The following is a 25,107-nucleotide window of genomic DNA, read 5'->3' as shown; positions in this document are numbered from 1 at the left end:
CAGCGCCGGCGGGATCGCCGGCGCGGGGAAGAGCAGGCCTGCGCTCAGCGCGGGCCACCACCGCGGCGGCCGCCGCCACTCTTCTGTTCGGCGGCCTTCAGTTCGGCCTCGGTCGGTGCGGCCGGGGTCTCACCCGGCTTCAGCGCGGTCACCTTGCTGCCCGGCTTCAGGCGGAACTGGCCTTCGCTGACCACGCGCTCGCCGCCCTTCAGGCCTTCGGCGATCTGCACCTGGCTGTCGCCCACTTCCACGCCACTGCGCACGGTCTGCATCTTCACCGTGTTGTCGCCCTGCACGACGTAGACGTACTCGCCGTCCGGGCCACGCAGCACTGCCTGCGTCGGGATCACCACGCCGCCGCCGATGGTGCGCAGCTGCATGCGCACATTGACGAACTGGCCCGGCCACAGGCCGTTGTCGGTGTTGTCGAACACCGCGCGTGCCTTGAAGGTGCCGCTGTCGGCGCTGATCAGGTTGTCGACCACGTCCAGCTTGCCGTCGCCGCTGAGCACGTGCGAATCGGCGCGGTCCAGCGCTGCGATCGGCACGCTGCCGGCGGCCTGCGCCTGGCGCACGTCGCCGAGCTGGCGTTCGGGCAGGTTGAACAGCACGTGGATCGGATGGATCTGGGTCAGGGTGACCAGTGCGGTACCGGCGTTGACCACGTTGCCGGCGTCGACCGCGCGGATGCCGGCGATACCGGTGATCGGCGCGGTGACCCGGGTGTACTGCAGCTGCACCTGCGCCGAACGCATGCTGGCTTCATTGGCCGCCACTGCGCTTTCGTACTGTGCCACCTGGTTTCGTTGTGTATCCAGATCGGTCTTGGCCACGAACTGGCGGTACTCCGGCGCGTTCGAGCGCTGGTAGTTCGAACGTGCGGTGGCCAGCAGGGCTTCGTTCTGGCGCTTGGATGCAACGGCCTGGTCATAGCTGGCCTGGGCGGTGCGCGGGTCGATCACCGCCAGCACGTCGCCCTTCTTCACTTCCTGGCCTTCGCGGAAATTGAGGCTCATCAGCTGGCCGCCCACCTGCGGGCTGACCGTCACGGTGTTCATCGCGGTCACCGTGCCCAGCGCGCTGGCATACACCGGCACGTCCTGGCGCGCGGCATCGACCACGGTCACCGGCACCGGGCCGGCATCGGGATCTTCGCCCCCCTGGCCGGCGCCTGCCTGCTGCCCGGCAGCCTTGTCCTTGCCGCCACCGAGTACGCGCAGGCCGACCACGGCCAGCACCAGTACCGCCACGACCAGCAGCACGATCTTCCAAACACGTGACATTCAAGACTCCAAGAGGGCTGGACGGGGTGGCACCCCGGGTGGCAATGCGCAAAGCATACCTGTGGCCCACCGGGTTTCCTGCATGACGGATGGGACGGGCGCTCTGACAGATGGACGACGCTGGAGGTTCCCGTAACGGCAAGGTTGCCCTACATTCAGGTGCAGACCCCTTCCGTGGAGATCGAGATGCGCCGTTCGTTGCTGCTGTCCGCCCTGCTGCTGGCCCTGCCGTCCCTTGCCCACGCCGAGGATGCACAGCGCCCGGAAGTGACCGCTGCCGCACAGCGCCTGCAGGCCAAGGTGGTTGAATGGCGCCGCGATTTCCATCAGCACCCGGAACTGTCCAACCGCGAGGAGCGCACCTCCGCCGAGGTCGCCAAGCGCCTGCGCGCGATGGGCCTGAAGCCGAAGACCGGCATTGCCCACCACGGCGTGGTGGCGATCATCGAAGGCGGCAAGCCGGGGCCGAAGATCGCCCTGCGCGCGGACATGGACGCACTGCCGGTGACCGAGCAGACCGGCCTGCCGTTCGCTTCCAAGGCCACCGCGCAGTACCGCGGGCAGACCGTAGGCGTGATGCATGCCTGTGGCCATGACGCGCACACTGCCACCCTGCTGGGCGTGGCCGAAGCGCTGGTGGCGATGAAGAAGGACCTGCCGGGCCAGGTGATGCTGATCTTCCAGCCGTCCGAAGAAGGTGCGCCGCCGCCGGAAGAGGGCGGTGCGGCGCTGATGCTGAAGGAAGGCCTGTTTGCCGACTTCAAGCCCGAGGCGGTGTTCGGCCTGCATGTGTTCTCCAGCGTGCAGGCAGGGCAGATCGCGGTGCGCGGTGGCCCGCTGATGGCCGCGTCCGATCGTTTCGGCATCAAGGTGATCGGCCGCCAGACCCATGGCTCGGCACCGTGGAACGGCGTGGATCCGATCGTGGCCACTGCTGATCTGATCGGCACCGCACAGACCATCGTCAGCCGCCGCGCCAACCTGTCCAAGCAGCCGGCGGTGCTGACCTTCGGCGCGATCAACGGCGGCATCCGCTACAACATCATTCCCGATGAAGTGGAGATGGTCGGCACCATCCGCACCTTCGACGAAGGCATGCGCCAGCAGATCTTCGCCGATCTGCGCAACGTGGCCGACCACACCGCTGCCGCGCATGGGGCCAAGGCGGTGACCGACATCTACGAATCGGAAGGCAACCCGGCCACGGTGAACGACCCGGCGCTGACCGCGAAGATGCTGCCGAGCCTGCAGGCGGTGGTGGGCAAGGACAACGTGTACGAGCCGCCGCTGCAGATGGGCGCGGAGGATTTCTCGCTGTACGCCAAGGAAGTGCCGGGCATGTTCTTCTTCGTCGGTTCCACCAGCGTGGGCATCGACCCGGCGACGGCGCCGGCCAACCATTCGCCGAAGTTCCTGCTGGATGAGAAGGCGCTGGATGTCGGATTCCGTGCGCTGCTGCAGGTGAGCCTGGATTATCTGCATGGTGCGGGCACCCCGGCGGGTTGAGGGTTTCCGGCAGGGCTGCGCCCTGCACCCGCCGAAGCGGTAGTGCCGGCCGCTGGCCGGCAACCTCAACAGCAACAGCAACAGCAACAGCAGAAGCGGGCTATCTGTGGGATGGCGGGGTGGGTCCGGTGGCAGGGGACGCCGTAAACCCGTCCATGGGGGCTTGGCCGCGGCATCCATGCCGCGGACACCCCCGCAACCGGACTCACCCCGCCTTCGACAGCTTCCCGCGGCTGTCGGAACGACATCCTGCTTTGGTAGGTGTCGACCTTGGTCGACACGGCGGACATCATGAACGTCTGAAGCATCGGTTTTTGATTTTGATTTTCCTGATCTTTCCCGTGGTGGCGCGGGAAATTGACCGTGGCCGGGAGGGTGGGTGGGCTGGGGGCGTAAGCGCCATGCATGGCGCGCCCGAGCCTACAAGGACGTATTCACGGCGTCCCCCAGCCAACCCACCCTCCCGGCCAACCCGATAGACCGCTCTGCCGACCAACCAACCCCGCCACGGAGGGGCTCCGCCGTTGGCCGACCCGGCCGAAGGCCCGCTCTGCGCGCGATACAATAAGCGCCATGAACACCCCACAGGATTCCAGCCTCGGTCGCGAGGTCAGTTACCCGTCGCAGTACGATCCCGGCCTGCTGTTTCCCATCCCGCGCGTCGGCGCCCGTGCCGAGATCGGTCTGGACGAGGCCGCGCTGCCCTTCGTCGGCCATGATCGCTGGCACGCCTTCGAGCTGAGCTGGCTTGACCCGCGTGGCAAACCGCAGGTCGCCGTCGCCACCGTGCAGGTGCCGTGCACCTCGCCGCGGTTGATCGAATCGAAGTCGTTCAAGCTGTACCTGAACTCCCTCAACAGCACCCGCATCGACAGTGCCGAAGCCCTGCGCGAGCGCCTCGTCGCCGACCTGTCGGCCTGCGCCGGCGCCCCGGTCCAGGTCACGTTCGGCCTGCCGGCGTTGCGCGAATCACCGCTGGGCGAGTCGATCGACGGCCTTGAGGTGGACATCGACTGCTATGGCCCGCCGCAGGCGGACTACCTGTCGGCCAACGCCGATGCGCTGGTGGAGGAGACCCTGGTCTCGGCCCTGCTGAAGTCCAACTGCCCGGTCACCGGGCAGCCGGACTGGGCCACTGTCAGCCTGCGCTACCGCGGCCCGCAGATCGATCGTGCCGGCCTGCTGCGCTACCTGGTCAGCTACCGCGAGCACGCCGAGTTCCATGAGCAGTGCGTCGAGCGCATCTTCAGTGAAGTGTCTGCGCGCTGCCGGCCGCAGTGGCTGGAAGTCGAAGCCCGCTATACCCGTCGCGGTGGCTTGGACATCAACCCGTGGCGCGCCAGCCCTGACATTGCCGCCCCGGCCGCGACCTACCGCGAACTGCGGCAGTAACCGCCGCAGGCGGTAGCGCCGGGCCATGCGCGGCGAGCGCAGCAGCCCCATACGGAGCCGCCCGGCATGGCCGGCGCTACCGGTTGGGCCCCGATTGTTCAGCCGCCCCGGGGGGCGGCTTCACATCGGCACCATCCCCATTTAACAACCTCTATGACACCGTGCCAGCCATGTAGTCATACAGACGGGAGTGTGTGGATGAGTACCGAGAAGAAAGCCGATTTCTCCGGCGTCAGTGGCAGCGTCGACAGTACCGCCCAGCAGGTCCCCAAGGCGGACTTTTCCGGCGTCAGTGCTTCGGTGGACAGTACCGCCGAGGTGGTCAGCGGTGGCACCTACACCGTGCAGAAGGGTGATTCGCTGTCGAAGATCGCCAAGCAGCACCTGGGCGATGCCAACGCCTGGAAGAAGATCTTCGAAGCCAACCGCGATGTGCTCGACGACCCGGACAAGATCTTCCCGGGCCAGACCCTGAAACTGCCGCCGAAGTAATACCGGCGATCCAATCGCCGTCCGAACAATCCTTGGAGGAACCCCGAATGATCAAGACGACCCCGCTTCAGAATGCCCTGCTGGCCGCGCTGCTGGGCAGCGTCGCCCTGGTGGGCTGCAAGAAGAAGGAAGAAACCGCAGACAACAACGCTGCTCCGGCGGCAACCACGCCGGCCGAGGCGCCCGCTCCGATGACCGGCGCACCGCCGCCGATGGCTGCATCGGCCGTAGCGGTATCGGCGGTCACTGTCGGCAAGACCGCCGCAGCTGACAAGTCGGTCACCACGGCTGCCCTGTTCGCGCCGAAGGACGATGTCATCGTCTCGGTGAAGACCGATGGCGCGGCCAACAATGTCACCGTCGGCGCCAAGCTGACCTTCCAGGATGGCCAGGTGGCCGGTGAGCAGAACGCAACCCTGAACACCAGCGGTGCAGAGACCACCAACATCACCTTCAAGAATGCCAATGGCTGGCCGGCCGGCAAGTACCGCGCCGAAGTCATGGTTGATGGTAAGGCGGCCGGAACGCCGCAGGAGTTCGAGGTCAAGTAAGTCCCGCCGACTCTCTCCCGGTTGGACTCACGATGGACGCAGCCGCGAGGCTGCGTCCTTTTTTGTTGGTGGCGTTGCGGGAAGGCCTTATCCACGCATGGCGTGGATCTACGGGTACGGGTGCAGACACCTGGCCGATCCTCGCGCGGCGATGTTTCGGCAGACCCACGGCATGCGTGGATGGATCACAGCGTTGCCGGCGTGCAGTACCGCCGCGTATGGCACGGCTTTGCCCCGCGCGGCTGAAAACGCGACAATGCAGGGGTTTCCCCGGCGCGCGCCCACCCTGACGGCGGCGGGGAAAGTGACACGGTTGCACGTGGCCCGGCGCTGGCGCCGGCCTTCCCCTGAGCACTGCTACAGAGTCCAAGTCCCCCATGTCCAAGATCCTCTACACGCTGACCGACGAAGCACCGTTCCTGGCCACCCAGTCGCTGCTGCCGATCGTCGACGCCTATACCTCCACCGCGGGCATCGCAGTGGAAACCCGTGACATCTCGTTGTCCGGACGCATCCTGTCGCTGTTCCCGGAACTGCTGAGCGATGCGCAGAAGGTCAACGATGACCTGGCCGAGCTGGGCCAGCTGGCGACCACCCCCGACGCCAACATCATCAAGCTTCCGAACATCTCCGCCTCGGTGCCGCAGCTGAAGGCCGCCATCAAGGAACTGCAGGACCAGGGCTATCCGCTGCCGGATTACCCGGAGACCCCGGCCGACGACCAGCAGCGCGACTACAAGGCGCGCTACGACAAGGTCAAGGGCAGCGCAGTCAATCCGGTGCTGCGCGAAGGCAACTCCGACCGGCGCGCGCCGCTGTCGGTGAAGAACTACGCCCGCAAGCACCCGCACCGCATGGGCGCCTGGGCGTCCGATTCGAAGTCGCACGTTGCGCACATGGACGCGGGTGATTTCTACGGCAGCGAGAAGTCGGCCACCCTGGCCAACGCCGGCGCGCTGAAGATCACCCTGCACGGCAAGGACGGCAGCACCGTCGTGCTGAAGGAAAAGACCGCGGTCAAGGCCGGTGAGATCGTCGACGCGGCAGTGATGAGCCGCAAGGCGCTGGCCGCCTTCATCGATGCGCAGATCGCCGACGCCAAGTCGCAGGGCGTGCTGTTCTCGCTGCACCTGAAGGCGACCATGATGAAGGTCTCCGACCCGATCATGTTCGGCGTGGTCGTCAACGAGTTCTACAAGGACGTGCTCGCCAAGCACGCCGACACGCTCAAGCAGGCCGGTTTCGATGCCAACAACGGCATCGGTGATCTGGTCGCGCGCCTGCCGTCGCTGCCCGAAGCCACCCGTGCCGCCATCGAAGCCGACCTGCAGGCCGAGTACGCGCAGCGTCCGGGCCTGGCCATGGTCAACTCGGACAAGGGCATCACCAACCTGCACGTGCCGAGCGACGTGATCGTCGACGCCTCGATGCCGGCGATGATCCGCGACTCCGGCAAGATGTGGAATGCCGAAGGCAAGCTGCAGGACACCAAGGCGGTCATTCCGGACCGCTGCTATGCCGGCGTGTACCAGGCTGTCATCGACGACTGCCGCAGCAACGGTGCCTTCAACCCGGCAACCATGGGCTCGGTGCCCAACGTCGGCCTGATGGCGCAGAAGGCTGAAGAGTACGGCTCGCACGACAAGACCTTCCAGATCGCTGCCGACGGCGTCGTCAAGGTCACCGACGAGGCCGGCAACGTGGTGTTCGAACACGCCGTGGAAGCCGGTGACATCTGGCGCATGTGCCAGACCAAGGACGCGCCGATCCAGGACTGGGTCAAGCTGGCCGTCGAACGCGCGCGCCTGAGCAGCACCCCGGCCGTGTTCTGGCTGGACGCCGCCCGCGCCCACGACGCGCAGGTCATCGCCAAGGTCGAGACGTACCTGAAGGACCACGACACCACCGGCCTGGATATCCGCATCCTGCCGCCGGTGGAAGCGACCACCTTCTCGCTGGCCCGCATCCGCAAGGGCGAGGACACCATTTCGGTGACCGGCAACGTGCTGCGCGATTACCTCACCGATCTGTTCCCGATCATGGAGCTGGGCACCAGCGCCAAGATGCTGTCGATCGTGCCGCTGATGGCCGGTGGCGGCCTGTTCGAGACCGGTGCTGGCGGTTCGGCGCCGAAGCACGTGCAGCAGTTCGTCGAAGAGGACTACCTGCGCTGGGATTCGCTGGGTGAGTTCCTGGCCCTGGCCGCGTCGCTGGAGCATCTGGGCAACCGCTACGACAACGCTGCCGCCCGCGTGCTGGCCAAGGCACTGGACGAGGCCAACGGCCAGTTCCTCGACAACGACAAGTCGCCGTCGCGCAAGCTCGGTGGCATCGACAACCGTGGCAGCCACTTCTACATCGCCCTGTACTGGGCGCAGGCCCTGGCAGCGCAGAACGAAGATGCCGCACTGCAGGCACGCTTCGCTCCGCTGGCCAAGGCGCTGGCCGACAACGAGCAGAAGATCGTTGACGAGCTGATCGCGGTGCAGGGCAAGGCCGTGGACATCGGCGGCTACTACCGTCCGGATGTGGCCAAGGCCGCTGCCGCAATGCGTCCGAGCGCGACTTTCAATGCCGCGCTGGAGCAGCTGCGCGGCTGATTCATCGCCGCCCGGTTGAGACCTGGAAAGAAACCCGCGCCTCGGCGCGGGTTTCTTTTTGCCCGCATGCCGCTGGTGCCTGTCCACGCGCGGACGGGAGCTGCACAAAACCGTGAAATCCGTCATCTGTCGGAACGCCGTCAACACGGCATGAAACTTGCCCGCGATGGCCGTCGCAGAACGGACGCATGCATGTTCACCACTGCCACCAATATGAGCAGTCGATCACGACGATGGCGGCAAGCCATGGCCTAGCCTTGGCGATGCGAGACCGCCGGGGAGGTGGTCGCACGGGGAACACGGATGGCACGCGTGCTCGTAGTGGGAACCGACATCCAGGGCGAACAGGCCCTGCTGCAGAGGCTGCGGATGGCCTCGGCGCTGCCGGACGGACAGATCCGCCGCAGCCAGGACCTGGACGACTGCGATCTGCTGGTGATCCGCGATACGCCGGCGCTGCGCAACGCGGCACTGCGCATGCGCCAGCAGCGCCCCCGCCTGCACTGCTGGATCGAGGACCTCGGCGGCCAGTTGCGCGAAGGCGATGGCGGCCAGGACGTACTGGATGATGGCGCGATAGGGCGGGCGCTGCGCGGCATGCAGACCGGCACCGATGCGACACCGATCCGCTTGGCTGACGGCGCGCATGCGATCACCCGCCTGCTGCGCGAGCGGCTGCCATCGCGGCAGGGCCAGGCGCTGCTGGGCGAGGGTGGAGAGCCGCTGCTGCTGCTGGATCTGGAACAGGACCAGGCGGTGCTGCTGCACGAGCCGGCTACGGTGCTGGTGGAACGGCTGGCGCAGGGCTTCGAGCACCTGTATCTGGATGCGCTGCTGCCGGCGCAGCTGCAGGCACTGGCGGGTGACCGCACGCGACTGCCGTTGCGTCCGTTGCTGTGGCAATGGGCGCAGCGCAGCCGTCACTGGCAGGCGTTGGATGAGCGCCTGCGCGGGGCGTCGGTGAAGCTGCTGCGCTGGCCGGACTTCCGCGTGCTCGGCCACGATCACGATGGCTTCCGTCTATGTTCGCTGCTGCTCAAGCGTGCCTGCACGGTGGACGAATGCGCGATGCTGCTGGATCTTCCCGCCGCCGCCGTGCGCGATTTCATCCACGCCGCCTACCTGTGCGGTTATGCGCAGCTGCAGGTCGCACCTGCAGTACCGCTGGCGGGTGCGCGTGCCAGCAATGCCGACAACGGCCTGCTCGCACGCCTGTGGCGCACGCTGCGCGGGGGTGACCGCGATGCGTGAGCACAAGGTGGTGGTGCTCGGTGGCATGGGCAGCGGCAAGTCGACATTGGTACGCAGCATCGCCGCCGGTGCGGTGGTCGACACCGACGTAGCCAACAGTGACCGCGCGGGTGCCGACAAGGCTTCGACCACGGTGGCGCTGGACTACGCCGATATCGACCTGCCCAACGGCGAGAGGCTGCGCCTGTATGGCACGCCTGGCCAGCAGCGCTTTGATTTCCTGTGGCCGATCCTGTTGCAGGGTGCGCGCGGTGCGGTGTTGCTGCTGGACGCGCGCCGTGCCGGGGTGGCCGCCGAGCTGGACGCCTACCTGCAGGTGCTGCGCCCGTTCGGTCCGGCATTGGCCCTGGTGGTGGCGGTGACCCATCTTGACCAGGTGCCGGCAGCGGCACTGGATGACTGGGCCGAGCGCGCCCGGCTCGATGGCCAGCCGCTGCCGTTGCTGGCGGTGGATGCCCGCGATCGTGAACAAGGACTGCTGCTGATGGACGTACTGATGAGCGAAATGGAAGCGCATGCACTGGTGGCCGCACATGGCTGATGGACAAGGCGCGCCGTTGCCGGACGCGCAGCAGCGCGAGCGCCTGCAGCCGCTGCTGCAGGACCTGCAGCAGCGGGTGGAAGGGGTGCGGACCGTGGTGCTGGCCAGCGTCGATGGCTTTGCCCTGGTCAGTGCTGGTGCGCAGGGGCGCGGCGAACGCCTGGCGGCGATGACCAGCGCGATGCTGGCCCTGGCCGCAGCAGTGGGACGCGAACTGGCACTGGGCGATCTGCAGACACTGATGCTGGAGGCCGCCGGCGGCAAGGTACTGATGCTGGCCATCCAGGCCGAGGGGCGAGCGCCGCTGCTGCTGATGGCGGCCTGCGACCAGCGCAGCGTGATCGGCCAGGTGCTGTGGCAGAGCAGGGAATGTGGCCAGGCGATCCTGGCCGAACTCAGCGGATCGTGAGCCCGGCCGCAGGGGAACGAGGGGCTCGACCAACATTGAGAGGGGTGCAACGTGGCTGGATTGAATGATTCGTTGACTGCACTGATGGGTATCGATGGCGCGCAGGCCGTGGCGCTGGTCGACTACGAAAGCGGCATGCTGCTGGGCGAGGCCGGTTCGGGCATGGACATGGAAGTGGCGGCGGCCGGCAACACCGAAGTGATCCGCGCGAAGATGAAAACCGCCGCCTCGCTCAACCTCAACGATGGCATCGAGGACATCCTGATCTCGCTCGGCAAGGCGTATCACATCATGCGCCCGGTGGCGAAGAAGAAGGGCCTGTTCTTCTACATCGTGCTGGACCGGACCAAGTCCAACCTCGCCCTGGCGCGGCGCAAGGTGCAGGACGTGGAGGCCGAACTGGCGATCTGAGCCGGCTCGGTGGGACCGATCCCTGGTGCTGCACGGCAGCCCAGGGATCGGTCCGCTGTGATGTCATGTCGAAGGCAGCAGAAGCGTGCGTACGAAGGTCAGCGCCTGCCTGTCGCGCGCAGCAAAGTATCTGGGCGCATGCAGTGGGAGCCAGGTTTCGTTGAAGTGCCGGCGAAAGTCTTCGTAGAGCTCGTTCGGATAGAGCTTTGCCTGCACGTTGCGGCCGTCTGGATAGCTGTGCTCATAGGTGTCGAAGGTGTTGGGATCGATGCCCTTGTGATCGCGCAGCCACTTGCAGAACAGCCGGCCCTCGGAGATGTCCGGCACCAGCTCCTGCGGCAGCGTATAGCCCGCCTGCTCCAGTGGCGCGATCAGGTTCAGGGTCAGCTCGTTCAACATCGAGAAATGCGTGTAGGGCACTTTCGAGCGGTTCTGCATGTAGCGCTCGATGTGGGCGGGCATGACGGCGTTCGCCCGGCCCTGCTGCCATTCCACCACCCATTGCGACACCTTCACCGCGAATTTGCGTGACAACCATTGGCCGAGATTGATGGCAAGGTAAGGGTGGATCCAGGTGCCCTGCATCGCCGCATTGCCCCCGGACACCACATGGATGAGCTGGTCCTCCGGGAGGCCGGTCTGCAGGGTCAGCTCCTCGATGAACTCACCGGTGGATTTCAGCGACCGATAGTCCGACCAGCGCTTGCCCACTGACTGGCAGAGCGCCGTCGCGCTGATGTAGCCGTCGCGTACCCGTTGCGGGATTACGTTGCCTTCCTCCATGCGTGGGATCAGGGTCATTTGCTGCATGCGTCACCTCATGCCGTTATGGGCCTGAAAGAGTAGGCAATGCAGTCGCCCGGGGTCTGTAGGAATGGTTGCGTTTGTCTGGTTCTCTGAGGCAGCAGCAGCCGAGCGTGGCTCGGCTCTACACAAGCTACCCCACGCCAGCGTATGGTGAGATCGGTTTCCCCGGATACGTCGTGCATGTCCGATCCTGTCACTGCAACCGAACTGGCACCGCGCATCGCCGAGGCCATCCGCGATGGTTTCGAGCAGTATCACGCCCGCTTTGCCGCGATCACGGCGCGTGCCCGGCTGCGTTTCCAGCAGCGCGACTGGGCGGCGGCGCGCCACGATGCGGTGGAGCGCATCGCCCTGTACGACCAGTGCATCGCCGAGCAGATGGATGCGCTGCGGCGGCTGGCCGGTGACGCCATCAGCGAACGCGCGCTGTGGCTGCAGGTGCACGCGCACTTCAGTGCCCTGTTGCAGGGCCTGATCGACGCCGAGCTCTACAAGACCTTCTACAACACGTTGTCGCGACGGCTGTTCGCCATCCGCGGTGTGGACCCGGAAGTGGAGTTCATCGCCTTCGATGTCGAGCCCTCCGATGCGATCACCCATCCGGTGGCGCGCCACACCTACGCGGTCTCGCCGACGCGGCCGGTAGAGGCACTGCAACGGGTGCTGGCCGACTACCGCTTCGATGTTCCGTATGCGCACCAGTTGCGCTGTGCCGCCGCCATCGCCGTGCGCCTGCAGGACGATCTGGCGCACTGGGGCGACACGCCGGTACGCAGCATCGAGCTGCTCGATACCGTGTTCTACCGCGAGCGTCGCGCCTATCTGGTCGGGCGCGTGTTCGGTGAACACCGTTTCTCGCCGTGCGTGATCGCGCTGGTCAATGACGACCAGGGCCTGCGCGCCGATGCCGTGCTGACCCGGCGTCGCGATGTGGCCCATCTGTTCGGCGTGTCGCGCAGCTATTTCCAGGCTGACCTGGGTACGGTTGGCGATGCGGTGGTGTTCCTGCGCAGCCTGCTGCCGGGCAAGCCGATCGACGAGATCTATACCGTGCTCGGACGCGCCAAACAGGGCAAGACCGAGCGCTACCGGACGTTCTTCCGCCACTTCAATGAACACCCGAACGAGCGTCTGGCGCATGCCGAAGGCACGCCGGGCATGGTCATGGCGGTGTTCACCCTGCCCAGTTACCCGCTGGTGTTCAAGCTGATCCGCGATCGTTTCGCTTGGCCCAAGACGATGTCGCGGCAGCAGGTGGAGGAGAAGTACGCCCTGGTGTTCAACCTCGACCGTGTCGGTCGCCTGCTTGACGCACAGCCCTACCGGCATCTGCGTTTCCCGCGCGAACGCTTCGCCCCGGTGCTGCTGGACGAGCTGCTGCAGCAGTGCGCGCAGAGCGTGCGCGTGGATGGCGACGAGGTGGAGATCGCGTTGTGCTACGTGCAGCGTCGCTTCCGGCCATTGAATCTCTATCTGCGCGAACAGGCTGGCGAGGCCGTGCGCGCAGCGGTACTCGACTACGCGCAGGCGATCACCGACATGGCGCGCAACAACATCTTCCCCGGTGACATGCTGCCGAAGAACTTCGGCGTGTCGCGCCACGGCCGTGCCGTGTTCTACGACTACGACGAGTTGTGCCTGGTCAGCGACTGCGTATTCCGGGCCTGGCCCAAGCCAAGCTCTCCGGAAGAAGCGATGGCCGATGAGCCCTGGTTCCATGTCGGTCCGCGCGATGTTTTCCCTGAGCGGTTCGGGCCGTTCATGGGCTTGCCCGGGCAGGAACTGGCAGCGGTGCGCGAGCACTATCGCCACCTGTTCGATCCCGCCTGGTGGCAGGGGCTGCAGGCGCGCTTTGCGGCGGGCGATTATCCGGACACGCCACCGTATTCGGCTGCGCAGCGGTTGGCGTGATTGGCCGCGCCGACGGCGAGGAACTCGGGTAATCTCGGCACTTTCATCACCAAGGATCGGCAATGATGCGTTCTTCTCTTTTCCTGGCACTGGCCCTTGCGGTGTCTGGCGGTGGCGCCCTGATCGATACCGCCGATGCACAGACCGCGCGCGAGGTACGCAGGCAGGCCGAGGCCAGCATGACCCTCAGCGGGGTCATCGACATCGGCCGCGAAGGCCAGGTTGAAGGGTTCCAGCTCGATCGTCGCGAGAAGGTTGATGCTGGCGTAGCGGGGTTCGTCGACAAGGCGGTGCAGAGCTGGCGCTTTGAGCCGACGCTGGTCGACGGCAAGCCGATGCCTGCCCGTACTACCGTCCACCTGCGTCTGATTGCCGGCAACATGGAGGGCAACAGCATGCAGGTACGGGTGGTTGATGCCCGCTTCGGCAAGCTCGGCGGATCCAGTGCGCCGAGCACCGATGACGTCACCGCAGCGAAGACGCGCGCACCGGTCTACCCACCGCAGGCGGCATCGATCCGCGGGCAGGGCACTGTCATGCTTCTGGTCAAGGTCGGGCGTGATGGCAAGGTAGCTGACGTAATTGCCGAGCAGACCAACCTGACCGTGGTCGGTCCCGAGCGTACGATGAACCAGCTGCGCGACGTGCTTGCCAAGGCCAGCGTCAGGAGCGCCCGCGAATGGACCTTCAACCCGCCCACTACCGGCGAGGACAAGGACCGGGACTTCTGGACCGTGCGCGTGCCGGTCAATTATTTCTTCGACAAGCAGAGCGAGCGTTACGGCCGCTGGAGCGCGTACATTCCCGGCCCGCGCCAGCAGGCGCCGTGGAAGACCGGCGAGGAAGCCCTGGCCGCCGGAAGCGACCTGCTGCCCGAAGGCGGTGTGTACATGGTCGGTCGTGCGCAGGAAGGCCCGCGCCTGCTGACCCCGCTGGGCTGATGCGTCATTGCGGGATGCGCCGGGCCTGCCCCGGCGCATCCCGCTCGAATCGATGTGCTCAATCGGCGTGCGGGTATACCACCACCCGGTTGCGGCCCTGTTCCTTGGCCAGGTACAGGGCCTTGTCGGCCAAGCGCAGTGCCTGTTCCGGATCGGTATGGAAACTGGGGAAGTGGGCCACTCCCAGTGACACGGTGATGGTGCCCACCGGAGCAAACGGTTCGTCGGCGATGGCCTGGCGCAGGCGCTCGCCGGTCTGCCGGGCCGCTTCGATGCCAACGCCCGGCAGCAGCACCAGGAACTCCTCGCCACCGGCGCGGCACAGCACGTCGGTCTCGCGCGAATGGCGGCGCATCTGTTCGGCGATATGCACGATGGCCGCATCACCGATGTCGTGACCGTGGCTGTCGTTGATCGACTTGAAGCGGTCGATATCCAGCGTCAGGATCGCAAACGGCAGGCCCTGCGCCTGCAGCGCGTCGAGCGCCTGCTGCAGCCCGCGACGGTTGAGCAGGCCGGTCAGCGGATCGGTACGGCTGGCGCGGTTGAGCGTGCCGATCCGGTCCTGCAGCGCATTGAAGCTGTACAGCACGGCCTGTTTCAGCTGCGCCACTTCGAAGTACCAGGCGCGGATGCCATTGACGTGGCTGATCGCATTGCCGGTGTCTTCGCCGTCCTGCACGTTGCGCGCCAGCTGCCACAGCGGCAGCGAAATGCGGCGGGCGAACCACCAGGTGATCAGCAGCGACAGCACGCCCAGCGGAATGGCATTCCAGATCACCGCCGACATCAGGCGTGACAGCGGCTGCAGCGTCGCCTCGGTCGGGCGCTGCGCGACGATGCCCCAGCCGGTTGCCGCCACGGGCGCGTAACCGGCCAGCATCGCCACCTGGTGGTTGTTGCGCACCTGTTGCGCACCGCGCTGGCCGCGCATCACTTCTTTCACCGCCGGGTTGTTCAACGCGTAGGTGCCCACTTCCTTGGGGTTGTTGTGATAGATCAGGCGGCCATGGCGGTCCACCACGTACAGGTAGGAACCATCGCGGTAGTAGTGCGTACCCAGCAGGGTGTTGAGTGCACTGCGCTGGCGCAGGTACAGGGTGCCGCTCACATAGCCCCGGTACTGGCCGCTGCGGTCGAATACCGGGTGCGAGATCGAGATCAGCAGCTTGCCGGTGGCCGACTGGTAGGGATCGCTGATCATCGGCTGGCGCCGTTCCAACGCTGCCTGGTTGCCCGTGCTGCGCAGGATCTCGCCCTGCAGCTGCAGGCTCTGCGGCGAGGTCGCGATCACCCGCCCGTCATTGGCCACCACCAGCGAAGAGTTGAAACTGCTGGACTGCAGCTGCAGGCGACGGGCCTCATCCTGCGCCTGGGCCGGATCCATGTCGCTGTTGCCAAGCCGGGTGGCGGCGTAGGCAAGCTGCTGCTGCGCGGCCAGCAGAAAGTCCTGCGTGGTCTCGGCCAGCTTGGTGGCGTACACGCGGTTGGCTTCCAGGGTGTTGCCCACCAGCTGGTCGCGCTGCACGCGATAGCTGGCAAGCAGCGTATTGGCCAGGGCGATGACGGCGCTGAGCAGGGCCAGGGCAAGGATCAGCTTGCCCAGGTTGAGCCGGGGAGACAGTGTGCGCATGCAGTTGAAGGATCGGGCAGGGCTGGACCCGCCGGATCCTCCGGATGGGGCAACAGCGGGAATCGGCGGCCCGGCCAGCGCGGTCGGGGCGGAGAGTCAGGCATTTGTCCTGCAGATTATCGCCAAATCACCGGGCCGCGAAGTGAAGCCGTTTGCCCTGCCGCCGCCCAAAGAAAAAGCCCCGCACTGCGGGGCCTTTCCGTATTCCATCAATGCCGCGCGATCAGCGCTTCATCGAACCGAAGAACTCGTCGTTGGACTTGGTGTTCTTCATCTTGTCGAGCAGGAATTCCATCGCCGTCATTTCATCCATCGGATGCAGCAGCTTGCGCAGGATCCAGATCTTCTGCAGCAGCTCCGGCTCGATCAGCAGGTCTTCGCGACGGGTGCCCGAACGGTTGATGTCGATGGCCGGGAACACGCGCTTTTCAGCGATGCGACGGCTCAGGTGCACTTCGCTGTTGCCGGTGCCCTTGAACTCTTCGTAGATCACCTCGTCCATCTTCGAGCCGGTATCGACCAGCGCGGTGGCGATGATGGTCAGGCTGCCGCCTTCTTCCACGTTGCGCGCGGCACCGAAGAAGCGCTTGGGGCGATGCAGGGCGTTGGCGTCCACACCACCGGTCAGCACCTTGCCCGAGCTCGGCACGACGTTGTTGTAGGCACGCGCCAGGCGGGTGATCGAGTCGAGCAGGATCACCACGTCCTTCTTGTGCTCGACCAGGCGCTTGGCACGCTCGATGACCATTTCGGCCACCTGCACGTGGCGCGCGGCCGGTTCGTCGAAGGTCGAGCTGATGACCTCGCCGCGCACGGTGCGCTGCATTTCGGTCACTTCTTCCGGGCGCTCGTCGATCAGCAGCACGATCAGGTGCACGTCCGGATGGTTGGTGGTGATGGCCGTGGCCACCTGCTGCATCATCATCGTCTTGCCGGCCTTCGGCTGGGACACGATGAGCGAGCGCTGGCCCTTGCCCTGCGGTGCCATCAGGTCGAGGATGCGGCCGGTGATGTCTTCCGACGAACCGTTGCCGCGCTCCAGGGTGAAGCGGCGACGCGGGAACAGGGGGGTCAGGTTCTCGAACAGCACCTTGTTCTTCGACGCTTCCAGCGGCTCACCGTTGATGGTGTCCACGATCGACAGCGCGAAGTAGCGCTCGCCGTCCTTCGGGAAGCGGATGCGGCCGGACAGGTGGTCGCCGGTACGCAGGTTGAAGCGGCGGATCTGGCTGGGCGAAATGTAGGTGTCGTCCGGGCCGGCCAGGTAGCTGGCCTCGGCCGCGCGCAGGAAGCCGAAGCCGTCCGGCAGGATTTCCAGCACGCCGTCGGCGGCAACGCCGTCGCCGTGGCGGGTCAGCACCTTCAGCAGCGCGAAGATCACGTCCTGCTTGCGGGCACGGGCCACGCCTTCGGAAATCTGCAGCTGCTCGGCGATCTCCAGCAGCTTCTGGGCCGGCATGCGCTTGAGGTCGCTCAGCGAATAGACCGGGAAGCCTTCGGGGACGTTGGCGTGCGGACGCGGTACGAACGGCTGCTGTTCGCCGTTGTCGTTGGGCATGCCGTCGTCGCGGAAGCGACCGCCGTTGCCACCACCGCCACCACCACCGCCGCCATTGCGATCACGGTCGCGGCGGTTGCGGAAACGGTCACGGCGGTTGCCTTGGCCTTGCTGGCCCTGCTGACCGCCCTGGTTGTAGGGGTTCTGGTTCTGGCCACCGCCCTGGTTGTTCTGCTGCGACTGCCGCGGCTGGCCGGATTCGCGGCCCTCGCCACCTTCGCCGCCGCCACTGCTGGCAGGGGCCTCGGCGGCGGGTGCGCTCGGCGCGGAAGGCGCTGCGGCCGGTGCCGGCGCCTCGGGCGCGGCTGCCAGCGGCAGGGCAGGCTGCGCAGGGGCGGCGCTGGTTTCGGCGGCGGCCGGAGCGGCAGCCTTGGTTACGCGGGCTTTGCGCACGCGCTTTTCGGCGGGCGCATCAGCGCTACCGGTTTCGGGAGTGTTATCGGACAAGAGCGTTATTCCTCGCTTGAAGGTGCGAGCGCCCGGCTGGGGCGGCGAACATTGGGAATGGGTCTGGAAGAAACTGCGTCCAGAAGATGCGGCACGCGAACGCGGCCGGATGTGCCGACACTATCATCGGCCCGCGGCGCCACGCAAGGGTCGCCGGATACGGTATTCAGTCAGGCGCCGGGGCGCCTGCCCGGCAGCCGTCGAAAACGGCTGCCGGAAAGCGCGGGATCAGGCCAGGGCCTTGTCCAGCAGGCCGGCCAGCTGGGCCTTGCCAACGGCACCGATCTGCTCGCCCACCTTCTCGCCGTCCTTGAAGACGACCAGGTAGGGAATCGAACGCACGTGGTACTTGGCGGCCAGGGCGCGGTTGTTGTCCACGTTGACCTTGGCGATCTTGGCGCGGCCCTGGTAGGCATCGGCCAGTTCATCCAGCGCCGGGGCGATCATCTTGCACGGGCCACACCACTCGGCCCAGAAATCGACCAGCACCGGTTCCTTGGAATTCAGTACGGCGCTATCAAAGTCGGCATCGCCGACGTGTACAACCTTGTCGCTCATCTTGGTTTCTCGTCTTGGATTGCACCCGGCCAGGCCGGAGGTGGGTGAACTGGGCCATGCCCGGTGGCGTGACCCTCGTCGTTGCCTCGCGGCGGACTGCCACGGTGCGTTCGGCGGGATGCCTGGACGCTCACGGCCGGCAGTGTACCCCTATCGCAGGGCAGGGACAGATGCTGGCTGGAACCCAGCGTATCGTGATCGGTGCTGAGCCCGGTATGTGTCCGATGTCACTGTCCATGGCTGAAATGGGGGTGCTGGCGCGGTAGGCCATGGGAGCCCGCGCCGCTGTTCAAGCGCGGTACTGCGGGGTGAAGAGGCGCGTCTCTGTAAGCTGTGAGACGCCCGATTCCGGTTTGCTGGCCCGAGTGCGGTAAACTGGGGCATTGTGCGGCGCGCGGACCCGAGGGGTCCCGGCCAGCCCGACCCGCCGCAGGGGCCGCAGTTTGCGACGGAGCCCCAGACAGATTTCAGTGCCGCCGCCCGCAGGCGCGTGGCCATACCAAGACGGACACATGAGCGACAAACCGCTGACCGATTTGACTTTTTCCTCCTTTGATCTGCATCCGGCCCTGCAGGCCGGTCTTGAAGGAGCCGGATTCACCCGCTGCACGCCCATCCAGGCGCTGACCCTGCCGGTCGCGCTGCCCGGTGGCGACGTCGCCGGCCAGGCCCAGACGGGCACCGGCAAGACGCTGGCCTTCCTGGTCGCTGTCGTGAACCGCCTGCTGACCCGCCCGGCACTGGCCGATCGCAAGCCGGAAGACCCGCGCGCGCTGATCCTGGCCCCCACCCGCGAACTGGCCATCCAGATCCACAAGGATGCGGTCAAGTTCGGTTCGGACCTGGGTTTGCGTTTCGCGCTGGTCTACGGCGGCGTTGACTACGACAAGCAGCGCGAGATCCTGCAGCAGGGCGTGGACGTGATCATCGCCACCCCCGGCCGCCTGATCGACTACGTCAAGCAGCACAAGGTGGTGTCGCTGCACGCCTGCGAGATCTGCGTGCTGGACGAAGCCGACCGCATGTTCGACCTGGGCTTCATCAAGGACATCCGCTTCCTGCTGCGCCGCATGCCCGAGCGCTCCACCCGGCAGACCCTGCTGTTCAGCGCCACCTTGAGCCACCGCGTGCTCGAGCTGGCCTATGAGCACATGAACGAGCCGCAGAAGCTGGTGGTCGAAGCCGAGACCATCACCGCCGCGCGCGTGCGCCAGCGCATCTACTTCCCGGCCGACGAAGAGAAGATCCCGTTGCTGCTGGGCCTGCTGTCGCGCAGCGAAGGCGCGCGCACCATGGTCTTCGTCAACACCAAGGTGTTCGTCGAGCGCGTGGCCCGTTCGCTGGAGCGTTCCGGCTACCGCGTCGGCGTGCTGTCCGGCGACGTGCCGCAGAAGAAGCGCGAGAGCCTGCTCAACCGCTTCCAGAAGGGCCAGCTGGAAATCCTGGTGGCCACCGATGTGGCCGCCCGCGGCCTGCATATCGACGGCATCAAGTACGTCTACAACTACGACCTGCCGTTCGACGCCGAAGACTACGTGCACCGCATCGGCCGTACCGCCCGCCTGGGCGAGGAAGGCGATGCCATCAGCTTCGCCTGCGAGCGCTATGCGATGGGCCTGCCGGACATCGAGGCCTACATCGAACAGAAGATCCCGGTCGAAGCGGTCACCAGCGAGATCCTGACGTCGCTGCCGCGCCCTGAGCGTGCCGCCCCGGCACCGGGCGAGGAAGGCGACGAGAACGAAAGCGTCGGCCAGATCTTCCGCGAAGCACGCGAAGCGCGCGCCGCCGAGGAAGAGCGTCGTGGCGGCGGCCGTAGTGGCGGTCGCTCCGGCAGTGGTGCTGGCGCTGGGCGTGGTGGCCGCGATGGCGAGCGTAGCGGCGAACGCCGTCCGCGTGGCCCGCGCAAGCCGCGTGTGGAAGGTGAGCAGGTTGCTGCCGCCGCAGTCGAGGGTGCAGTGACGGCTGAAGCTGCTGCCGTGCAGGCCCCGCGTCCGCCGCGCGCTGAAGCTGCGCCGGAAGGTGCGGTGGACGGCGAGCGCAAGCCGCGCAAGCGCCGTCGTCGTCGCCACGGCCGTCCGGTCGAGGGCGCCGAAGGTGTGGCAAGCAACGCCGGCAACGGCGCCAGCCCGGTTACCCCGGTGCAGGTGGTGGCCAAGCCGGTGCGTACCAGCGCCGATGCCGGCGACTCGTTCCTGACCCGTATCGGCCGCAAGATCCGCCGGATGCTGTCCGGCAATTAAGCCGGTAGCGCCGGGCCACGCCCGGCGAGCGCAGCGGCCTCCGTCCGGGGCCGCGATGCCGGAAGGTTTTCGCCGGGCATGGCCCGGCGCTACCGATCTGTCGCGCCGGTCCTGCATAATCGGGGCATGAGTGTCCTGCGCTTCGACAATGTCAGCAAACAGTACGCCGGTGGCCACGAAGCCCTGACCGATGTCAGCTTCGAGGTCGCGCCGGGCGAAATGCTGTTCGTCACCGGTCACTCCGGGGCGGGCAAGAGCACCCTGCTCAAGTTGATCCACCTCGACGAGCGGCCCAGCCGCGGCGCGGTGATGTTCGACGAGCGCAACCTGCTGAAGGTGCGCGGCGGTGATGTGCCGCGGCATCGACGCGCGGTTGGCGCGGTCTACCAGGACCACCGCCTGCTGATGGACCGCTCCATCGCCGAGAACGTGGCCCTGCCGCTGATCCTGCGCGGCACCCGCCGTGGCGACATCAACAAGCGCGTGCGTTCGGTGCTCGAGCGCATGGGCCTTGGTCACCGCGAGAAGGCGCTGCCCTCGCAGCTGTCGGCCGGTGAGCAGCAGCGCGTCGGCATCGCCCGGGCCATCGTCGGCGAGCCCAAGCTGCTGGTGGCCGACGAGCCGACCGGCAACCTCGATCCCACCCTGGCGGCCGAGATCATGTCCCTGTTCGCCGAGCTGCCTGCGCGCGGCACCAGCGTGCTGGTGGTCAGCCATGACCTGCCGCTGCTGCGCCACATGCGCAAGCGCGTGCTGATCCTCGACCACGGCCGGCTGGTGGACGACATCTCGCCGCAGGATCTGGCGGAGTAACCATGGCCAAGAACGAAAACACCGAAGCTGCTGCACCGTCGCGCCTGGGCGTGTGGTTCCAGCACCACGTGCACAGCGTGGTGTTCAGCCTCGGCCGTGCCTGCCGCAAGCCGTGGGCGACGCTGCTGACCGTGATGGTCATGGCGCTGGCCCTGGCGCTGCCGCTGGGCCTGTCGATCGCGCTGGACAACCTCAAGCAGTTTGCCGGCAGCGTGCAGCAGTCGCGCGACATCAATGTCTTCCTGAAGGCGGACGTCGACGGCCCGGGTGCGCTGCGCCTGGCCGGGGAGCTGCGCGACCGGCCGGACGTGGCCAGTGTCACCGTGCGCACGCCGGAGCAGGGCCTGGAGGAACTGCGCCAGGCCGGCCTCGGCGAAGCCATCGACGCACTCAACGACAACCCGTTGCCCTCGTTGCTGGTGGTCACCCCCGGCCAGGGCCAGGACGATGCACGACTGGCACGCGCGCTGGAAAGCCTGCCCGGTGCCGACCTGGTGCAGCACGACGCCCTGTGGCGGCAGCGCCTGGATGCCTGGCTCGCGTTTGGTGCGCGGCTGGTGCAGGTGCTGTCGGTGCTGCTCGGCGCCGGTGCCGCGCTGGTGGTCGGCAACACCGTGCGCCTGGACATCCAGGCCCGCCGCGAGGAAATCGGCGTGCTGCAGCTGCTCGGCGCCAGCGATGGTTTCATCCGCCGCCCGTTCCTGTACCTGGGCGCCTGGTATGGCCTGGGCGCCGGTGCGGTCGCGCTGGGCCTGATCGGCATTGCCGGTGCCGCCCTGCGCGCGCCGCTGGCCGAGCTGTCGCGCAGCTACGGCAGCCCGTTTGTGCTGCATGGCCTGGACCTGCTGCATGGCAGCCTGGTGCTGCTTGGCACCTTGTTGCTGGGCTGGCTGGGTGCATGGCTGGTGACCGGCCACTTCCTCCGCCAGACCCGCCCGACCGACACCTGAGACCGGCATGCAACCGCAAGCGCTGAAGCACCTTGAAGGGCCCGCGACGCGGGTGATGGTGGTTGACGGCTCCAAGCTGGTGCGCAAGCTGATCGCCGACGTCCTGCAGCGCGATCTGCCGGGCGTGGAGGTGATCGGCTGCGACAGCATCGAAGACGCACAGCATGCGCTGGCGCAGGGGCCGGTCGATCTGGTCACCACCTCGTTGACCCTGCGCGATGGCGACGGCCTGGCGTTGGCGCGGATGGTGCGCGAAGCGGCAGGGCAGGCCTATGTGCCGGTGATCGTGGTCTCCGGCGACGCCCAGCAGCACCTGGAGCAGCGCCGCTTCACCGAGTACGTCACCGACTACTTCGACAAATCGCTGGGCCACGAGGCCCTGGCGACCTTCGTGCGCGGCTACGTGCAGCCGCAGACCATTCCCGGCGCGACCATCCTCTACATCGAGGACAGCCGGGTGGTGGCCGAGGCGACCAAGCGCATGCTCGAGCGCCAGCAGCTCAACGTGATGCATGTGGTCAGCGCCGAAGAAGCGTTTACCCTGCTCACCGCCGAATCGCTCGGGCGCAGCCGCCATCGCATCGATCTGGTGCTGACCGATGTGACCCTGAAGGGAGAGCTGAGCGGCCGCGACGTGGTGCAGCGCGTGCGCGTGGACTTCGGCTACGGCAAGCGCCGCCTGCCGGTGCTGGTGATGACCGGCGATGGCAATCCGCACAACCAGACCGGCCTGCTGCAGGCCGGCGCCAACGATCTGGTGCTGAAGCCGATCGAAGAGCGCCTGCTGATCACCAAGGTGCTGTTCCAGCTGCGGCTGGCCCGGTTGAATGATGGACCCCTGTTGCGATGACGTGTTGCGATGATCGATGAAGTAGTGGACACCCCGGCGATCCAGCTGGAACCGAGCTGGAAACAGCGTGTGGGCGATTACCTGCTGCAGCCGCAGATGCGCGAGCTGTCCAGCTTCCTGCGGCAGCGCAAGGCCAGCGGTGCGGCGGTGTTCCCGCCTGGACCGCAGATCTTCGCCGCCTTTGATGCGACCCCGTTCGATCAGGTGAAAGTGGTCATCCTCGGCCAGGACCCGTACCACGGCCGTGGGCAGGCCCATGGCCTGAGTTTCTCGGTGCAGCCGGGCGTGCCGGTGCCGCCGTCGTTGTTGAACATCTACAAGGAAATCGAGGGTGACCTCGGTATTGCCCGCCCGGACCACGGCTGCCTGATCCCGTGGGCGCAGCGCGGCGTGCTGCTGCTCAACGCGGTGCTGACGGTGGAAGAGGGCAAGGCCGGTGCGCACCAGGGGCGCGGGTGGGAAGGCTTCACCGACCACGTGGTGGACGTGTTGAACCGTGAGCGCGAGGGCCTGGTGTTCATGCTCTGGGGTGCCTACGCGCAGCAGAAGGGCAAGGTGATCGATACCGGCCGCCACCGCGTGCTGAAAGCGCCGCATCCCTCGCCGCTGTCGGCCCACCGCGGCTTCCTCGGCTGCCGTCATTTCTCGATGGCCAACGAGTACCTGCAGCGCCGCGGGCAGGCGCCGATCGACTGGTCGCTGCCGCCGCGGGCGACGCTGGCGCCATCGGGCTGAACGGCGAACAACGCTGCCCCATGGTGAATGGGCGAAACCGCCACCTGTTCAGCTGCCTTTGACCCGGAATAGCCGGGCTTTCCGGGCTAGTGGGTTGAATTCCAAGGGATTGTGTATCCCGAAAAGCGCGCTCGCCACTGTCATCAAATCGCGTTACGGTAGGGTTCTGTTTGGGACCAGTGTTTCATCAGTGGAATGCTGGAACTTTTTCCTCCTTTAGCAGTCCAAATCCCAGACTGCTAAGATGGGTGCCTATGAGCCAGAACACCTCTACTGCCCTTGTGGCAAACAATCTGCCGATTCCCAGTGCGCTCGGTTCGCTGGACGCCTATATCGGTGCCGTGCACCAGATTCCGGTGCTGTCGGTCGATAACGAACAGGACCTGGCCCGTCGCTTCCGCGACGGCAACGATCTGGACGCTGCCCGTGAGCTGGTGCACTCGCACCTGCGCTTCGTGGTGCACGTGGCCCGCGGTTACAACGGCTACGGCCTTGCGCTGGGCGACCTGATCCAGGAAGGCAACATCGGCCTGATGAAGGCGGTCAAGCGCTTCGACCCCGACATGGGCGTGCGCCTGGTGTCCTTCGCCGTGCATTGGATCCGTGCCGAGATGCACGAGTTCATCCTGAAGAACTGGCGCATCGTGAAGGTCGCCACGACCAAGGCGCAGCGCAAGCTGTTCTTCAACCTGCGCAAGTCGAAGAAGCGCCTGGGCTGGATGAACGCGGCCGAAGTCAGTGCGGTGGCCAAGGACCTGAACGTGTCCGAGCGCGAGGTGCTGGAAATGGAATCGCGCCTGTCCGGCCGCGATATCGGTTTCGATGCCCCCACCGATGAAGACAACGACCACGCGCCGCCGTCGCCAGCTGCGTATCTGGTGGCCAATGACGAAGATCCGTCGATGGCCTACGAGCGCGAGGACAGCGAAGACAACCAGATGCAGCTGCTGCGCGAAGGCCTGGCGGAACTGGATGCGCGTTCGCGCGACATCATCCGCCGCCGTTGGCTGGATGCGGACAGCAAGGTGACGCTGCAGGAGCTGGCGGACGAGTACGGCGTATCGGCCGAGCGTATCCGCCAGGTTGAAGCGAACGCGCTGAAGAAGATGAAGGCGCTGTTCACCGCATAAGGTGGCGAAGCGTTTGAGTAATGGAAAGGCCCGGCATTGCCGGGCCTTTTTTTTCCTGCTGGATCCACGCATGGCGTGGATCTACGTCGCGATCC

General features: G+C 66.5%; 22 protein-coding genes. 17 read left to right on the top strand and 5 right to left on the bottom strand.

Going from position 1 to position 25,107, the window contains the following annotated elements:
- Positions 1 to 44 precede the first annotated feature (44 nt).
- Positions 45 to 1,283 carry an efflux RND transporter periplasmic adaptor subunit gene (locus J2X70_RS15490; protein WP_080149694.1) on the bottom strand — a complete coding sequence of 413 codons (1,239 nt, stop codon included), beginning with the start codon at positions 1,281 to 1,283 and terminating at the stop codon, positions 45 to 47.
- A gap of 186 nt (positions 1,284 to 1,469) precedes the next feature.
- Here J2X70_RS15490 and J2X70_RS15485 point away from each other — a divergent pair, with 186 nt between their 5' ends.
- The 9 genes from J2X70_RS15485 (at position 1,470) to J2X70_RS15445 (ending at position 10,436) form a co-directional block, all read left to right on the top strand.
- Entirely contained in the window at positions 1,470 to 2,789 is a 1,320-nt protein-coding gene (locus J2X70_RS15485) for a M20 family metallopeptidase (protein WP_080149909.1), read from the top strand.
- Positions 2,790 to 3,362: 573 nt separating this feature from the next.
- Positions 3,363 to 4,181, top strand: a complete 819-nt coding sequence (gene queF, locus J2X70_RS15480; protein ID WP_059065354.1) for an NADPH-dependent 7-cyano-7-deazaguanine reductase QueF — start codon at positions 3,363 to 3,365, stop codon at positions 4,179 to 4,181.
- Positions 4,182 to 4,379: 198 nt separating this feature from the next.
- Positions 4,380 to 4,673 (top strand): LysM peptidoglycan-binding domain-containing protein, encoded by a 294-nt coding sequence (locus J2X70_RS15475; RefSeq protein WP_025878595.1) that lies wholly within the window; start codon positions 4,380 to 4,382, stop codon positions 4,671 to 4,673.
- 47 nt (positions 4,674 to 4,720) lie between these two features.
- Positions 4,721 to 5,224, top strand: a complete 504-nt coding sequence (locus J2X70_RS15470) for a hypothetical protein (RefSeq protein WP_025878596.1) — start codon at positions 4,721 to 4,723, stop codon at positions 5,222 to 5,224.
- 377 nt (positions 5,225 to 5,601) lie between these two features.
- Complete coding sequence (locus J2X70_RS15465) at positions 5,602 to 7,824, top strand: NADP-dependent isocitrate dehydrogenase (protein WP_033832390.1); 2,223 nt, start codon at positions 5,602 to 5,604, stop codon at positions 7,822 to 7,824.
- Between the two features lie 303 nt (positions 7,825 to 8,127).
- Positions 8,128 to 9,075, top strand: a complete 948-nt coding sequence (locus J2X70_RS15460) for a hypothetical protein (RefSeq protein ID WP_309911107.1) — start codon at positions 8,128 to 8,130, stop codon at positions 9,073 to 9,075.
- The gene (locus J2X70_RS15455) at positions 9,068 to 9,616 is read left to right on the top strand and encodes an ATP/GTP-binding protein (RefSeq protein WP_025878599.1); all 549 of its coding nucleotides are present in this window, start codon (positions 9,068 to 9,070) and stop codon (positions 9,614 to 9,616) included. Before J2X70_RS15460 ends, J2X70_RS15455 begins: the two co-directional genes overlap by 8 nt.
- Complete coding sequence (locus tag J2X70_RS15450) at positions 9,609 to 10,025, top strand: roadblock/LC7 domain-containing protein (RefSeq protein ID WP_309911105.1); 417 nt, start codon at positions 9,609 to 9,611, stop codon at positions 10,023 to 10,025. Before J2X70_RS15455 ends, J2X70_RS15450 begins: the two co-directional genes overlap by 8 nt.
- A 51-nt stretch (positions 10,026 to 10,076) precedes the next feature.
- Complete coding sequence (locus J2X70_RS15445) at positions 10,077 to 10,436, top strand: hypothetical protein (protein ID WP_025878601.1); 360 nt, start codon at positions 10,077 to 10,079, stop codon at positions 10,434 to 10,436.
- A 63-nt stretch (positions 10,437 to 10,499) separates the two neighbouring features.
- Here the strand turns inward: J2X70_RS15445 and J2X70_RS15440 are convergent, their stop codons facing one another.
- A complete protein-coding gene (locus J2X70_RS15440) occupies positions 10,500 to 11,246 on the bottom strand; it encodes a KilA-N domain-containing protein (protein ID WP_025878602.1) in 747 nt (248 codons plus the stop codon).
- A 177-nt stretch (positions 11,247 to 11,423) separates the two neighbouring features.
- Here J2X70_RS15440 and aceK point away from each other — a divergent pair, with 177 nt between their 5' ends.
- Positions 11,424 to 13,154, top strand: a complete 1,731-nt coding sequence (gene aceK, locus J2X70_RS15435) for a bifunctional isocitrate dehydrogenase kinase/phosphatase (protein WP_025878603.1) — start codon at positions 11,424 to 11,426, stop codon at positions 13,152 to 13,154.
- Positions 13,155 to 13,219: 65 nt separating this feature from the next.
- Positions 13,220 to 14,095 (top strand): energy transducer TonB, encoded by an 876-nt coding sequence (locus J2X70_RS15430; RefSeq protein WP_309911103.1) that lies wholly within the window; start codon positions 13,220 to 13,222, stop codon positions 14,093 to 14,095.
- Between the two features lie 58 nt (positions 14,096 to 14,153).
- On the opposite strand, the gene J2X70_RS15425 is transcribed toward J2X70_RS15430, so the two are convergent.
- From J2X70_RS15425 to trxA, 3 genes are all read right to left on the bottom strand, one after another.
- Entirely contained in the window at positions 14,154 to 15,728 is a 1,575-nt protein-coding gene (locus J2X70_RS15425) for a sensor domain-containing diguanylate cyclase (RefSeq protein WP_309911101.1), read from the bottom strand.
- 223 nt (positions 15,729 to 15,951) lie between these two features.
- Positions 15,952 to 17,733 (bottom strand): transcription termination factor Rho, encoded by a 1,782-nt coding sequence (gene rho / locus J2X70_RS15420; protein WP_033832384.1) that lies wholly within the window; start codon positions 17,731 to 17,733, stop codon positions 15,952 to 15,954.
- 228 nt (positions 17,734 to 17,961) lie between these two features.
- Positions 17,962 to 18,291 carry a thioredoxin gene (gene trxA / locus J2X70_RS15415; protein ID WP_025878607.1) on the bottom strand — a complete coding sequence of 110 codons (330 nt, stop codon included), beginning with the start codon at positions 18,289 to 18,291 and terminating at the stop codon, positions 17,962 to 17,964.
- A gap of 512 nt (positions 18,292 to 18,803) precedes the next feature.
- Between trxA and rhlB the strand changes: the two genes are divergently transcribed.
- The 6 genes from rhlB (at position 18,804) to rpoH (ending at position 25,012) form a co-directional block, all read left to right on the top strand.
- Positions 18,804 to 20,534, top strand: a complete 1,731-nt coding sequence (rhlB, locus tag J2X70_RS15410; protein ID WP_025878608.1) for an ATP-dependent RNA helicase RhlB — start codon at positions 18,804 to 18,806, stop codon at positions 20,532 to 20,534.
- Positions 20,535 to 20,660: 126 nt separating this feature from the next.
- Positions 20,661 to 21,347, top strand: a complete 687-nt coding sequence (ftsE, locus tag J2X70_RS15405; RefSeq protein ID WP_025878609.1) for a cell division ATP-binding protein FtsE — start codon at positions 20,661 to 20,663, stop codon at positions 21,345 to 21,347.
- Positions 21,348 to 21,349: 2 nt separating this feature from the next.
- A complete protein-coding gene (gene ftsX, locus J2X70_RS15400; protein ID WP_025878610.1) occupies positions 21,350 to 22,297 on the top strand; it encodes a permease-like cell division protein FtsX in 948 nt (315 codons plus the stop codon).
- Positions 22,298 to 22,304: 7 nt separating this feature from the next.
- Positions 22,305 to 23,147 (top strand): response regulator, encoded by an 843-nt coding sequence (locus J2X70_RS15395; RefSeq protein ID WP_025878611.1) that lies wholly within the window; start codon positions 22,305 to 22,307, stop codon positions 23,145 to 23,147.
- A 9-nt stretch (positions 23,148 to 23,156) separates the two neighbouring features.
- Complete coding sequence (gene ung / locus J2X70_RS15390; RefSeq protein WP_033832381.1) at positions 23,157 to 23,882, top strand: uracil-DNA glycosylase; 726 nt, start codon at positions 23,157 to 23,159, stop codon at positions 23,880 to 23,882.
- A gap of 254 nt (positions 23,883 to 24,136) precedes the next feature.
- Positions 24,137 to 25,012 carry an RNA polymerase sigma factor RpoH gene (rpoH, locus tag J2X70_RS15385; RefSeq protein ID WP_025878613.1) on the top strand — a complete coding sequence of 292 codons (876 nt, stop codon included), beginning with the start codon at positions 24,137 to 24,139 and terminating at the stop codon, positions 25,010 to 25,012.
- Positions 25,013 to 25,107 lie beyond the last annotated feature (95 nt).

Origin of the sequence: Stenotrophomonas sp. 1337 (genome assembly GCF_031455455.1) — a bacterium.
GTDB lineage: Bacteria > Pseudomonadota > Gammaproteobacteria > Xanthomonadales > Xanthomonadaceae > Stenotrophomonas > Stenotrophomonas indicatrix.
The sequence above is the reverse complement of the archived record's forward strand: the minus strand, read 5'-3'. Positions and strand labels throughout refer to the sequence as shown.

What these genes read in the sequence shown, in the direction of transcription:
- J2X70_RS15490 (WP_080149694.1), bottom strand. Translation starts at nt 1,283, where the DNA reads ATGTCACGTGTTTGGAAGATCGTGCTGCTGGTCGTGGCGGTACTGGTG.
- J2X70_RS15485 (WP_080149909.1), top strand. Translation starts at nt 1,470, where the DNA reads ATGCGCCGTTCGTTGCTGCTGTCCGCCCTGCTGCTGGCCCTGCCGTCC.
- queF (WP_059065354.1), top strand. Translation starts at nt 3,363, where the DNA reads ATGAACACCCCACAGGATTCCAGCCTCGGTCGCGAGGTCAGTTACCCG.
- J2X70_RS15475 (WP_025878595.1), top strand. Translation starts at nt 4,380, where the DNA reads ATGAGTACCGAGAAGAAAGCCGATTTCTCCGGCGTCAGTGGCAGCGTC.
- J2X70_RS15470 (WP_025878596.1), top strand. Translation starts at nt 4,721, where the DNA reads ATGATCAAGACGACCCCGCTTCAGAATGCCCTGCTGGCCGCGCTGCTG.
- J2X70_RS15465 (WP_033832390.1), top strand. Translation starts at nt 5,602, where the DNA reads ATGTCCAAGATCCTCTACACGCTGACCGACGAAGCACCGTTCCTGGCC.
- J2X70_RS15460 (WP_309911107.1), top strand. Translation starts at nt 8,128, where the DNA reads ATGGCACGCGTGCTCGTAGTGGGAACCGACATCCAGGGCGAACAGGCC.
- J2X70_RS15455 (WP_025878599.1), top strand. Translation starts at nt 9,068, where the DNA reads ATGCGTGAGCACAAGGTGGTGGTGCTCGGTGGCATGGGCAGCGGCAAG.
- J2X70_RS15450 (WP_309911105.1), top strand. Translation starts at nt 9,609, where the DNA reads ATGGCTGATGGACAAGGCGCGCCGTTGCCGGACGCGCAGCAGCGCGAG.
- J2X70_RS15440 (WP_025878602.1), bottom strand. Translation starts at nt 11,246, where the DNA reads ATGCAGCAAATGACCCTGATCCCACGCATGGAGGAAGGCAACGTAATC.
- aceK (WP_025878603.1), top strand. Translation starts at nt 11,424, where the DNA reads ATGTCCGATCCTGTCACTGCAACCGAACTGGCACCGCGCATCGCCGAG.
- J2X70_RS15430 (WP_309911103.1), top strand. Translation starts at nt 13,220, where the DNA reads ATGCGTTCTTCTCTTTTCCTGGCACTGGCCCTTGCGGTGTCTGGCGGT.
- J2X70_RS15425 (WP_309911101.1), bottom strand. Translation starts at nt 15,728, where the DNA reads ATGCGCACACTGTCTCCCCGGCTCAACCTGGGCAAGCTGATCCTTGCC.
- trxA (WP_025878607.1), bottom strand. Translation starts at nt 18,291, where the DNA reads ATGAGCGACAAGGTTGTACACGTCGGCGATGCCGACTTTGATAGCGCC.
- rhlB (WP_025878608.1), top strand. Translation starts at nt 18,804, where the DNA reads ATGAGCGACAAACCGCTGACCGATTTGACTTTTTCCTCCTTTGATCTG.
- ftsE (WP_025878609.1), top strand. Translation starts at nt 20,661, where the DNA reads ATGAGTGTCCTGCGCTTCGACAATGTCAGCAAACAGTACGCCGGTGGC.
- ftsX (WP_025878610.1), top strand. Translation starts at nt 21,350, where the DNA reads ATGGCCAAGAACGAAAACACCGAAGCTGCTGCACCGTCGCGCCTGGGC.
- J2X70_RS15395 (WP_025878611.1), top strand. Translation starts at nt 22,305, where the DNA reads ATGCAACCGCAAGCGCTGAAGCACCTTGAAGGGCCCGCGACGCGGGTG.
- ung (WP_033832381.1), top strand. Translation starts at nt 23,157, where the DNA reads ATGATCGATGAAGTAGTGGACACCCCGGCGATCCAGCTGGAACCGAGC.
- rpoH (WP_025878613.1), top strand. Translation starts at nt 24,137, where the DNA reads ATGAGCCAGAACACCTCTACTGCCCTTGTGGCAAACAATCTGCCGATT.